We start from the raw sequence: 1,092 nt of genomic DNA on the forward strand, positions 1-1,092 counted from the left end.
TTCATTTTTCCTCCTATTATGATACTGTTCTATACGCGTTGCCCACATGTTTTGCATACTGGTGTCATATAGAAATAACCTCATCTGAATCAGATATATCCTTTGCTTCTACCCACCCCTTATTTTTTATATAAATCTGATGATTCGGTGTTATCTCTAAATATCCCCCATCCTCTGTCTCAATACAAATAATATCTCCTTCATAATATCTACTATATACATTAGTAACTGATTGATACTCAGTAACATGAGTCTTTTCATTATATGACAAAACAATATCATTAATTTTAATATCCGATATATCTTTTTTTCCATCATATGTAAATACTTTAAATCCTCTCGGTATACAGAATCTGCAGTTATTGTCACAGATCGTTGAGATCTCCCAGTCTAAAATCTCAAAACCGGGGGCCATCACCGGATCATCATCCTTGGTCTCTCCCCACCTGACAAAATACCCGGTCTGCTTGTCAAAGGTGTAATTATACCCTTTTGATGTGACCGTCTTGGTATATTTTCCCGATTTTACCCTCATGGTATCACTCAAACCCCATTCCTTCAATAGTACTGACAACTGTTAAATTCCCTGCTTTCTGCTCATTTATGAGGATATCCTGTAGAGCAGTGTCATGATGGGATATATTTATCAGGATAATCTCATACTCATCCGGCACCTGATCGATCCGGGTAATTACATCCCTGATATAGTCCCGCCTGCTATGCTTCCAGCCATTCTCCTCGAGATCTGATACCTTGTCCAATTCCTTTTTATAATGCCTGATAATATGCTCTCTCCCGATGCATCTGATCTCCGTTGCATCAGCTGCAGATGACTGAGGCATCTGTTCAATCAGATCAATCACATTGATACCGCTCCGATGACAGCAGGGACATTCTGACACTATATTCTTTTTTATCCCCAGAATATATGAAGAGGAGGATGAATTGGAGACAAATCCAAGTCGTACCTTCATGGATCTATCTCTTCTATGTCTTCAATCATAATATCATTCTCTTCATTGAGAATTGATCGGATATATGACTCATCAGGAACCTTGAATATTCTGGTGTGCCGGATAGTGTAGGTTACTC

Annotated in this window: 2 protein-coding genes; both read right to left on the bottom strand. The window is 38.6% G+C overall.

Annotated features, from left to right (window positions below):
- Positions 1-64 precede the first annotated feature (64 nt).
- On the bottom strand, positions 65-415 hold the full coding sequence (locus PLA23_RS13670) for a Hint domain-containing protein (RefSeq protein ID WP_324475582.1): 351 nt from the start codon (positions 413-415) through the stop codon (positions 65-67).
- Positions 416-539: 124 nt separating this feature from the next.
- Positions 540-974 carry a hypothetical protein gene (locus PLA23_RS13675; RefSeq protein WP_324475584.1) on the bottom strand — a complete coding sequence of 145 codons (435 nt, stop codon included), beginning with the start codon at positions 972-974 and terminating at the stop codon, positions 540-542.
- Positions 975-1,092 lie beyond the last annotated feature (118 nt).

It is taken from the genome of Methanospirillum sp. (genome assembly GCF_035406105.1).
Lineage (GTDB): Archaea > Halobacteriota > Methanomicrobia > Methanomicrobiales > Methanospirillaceae > Methanospirillum.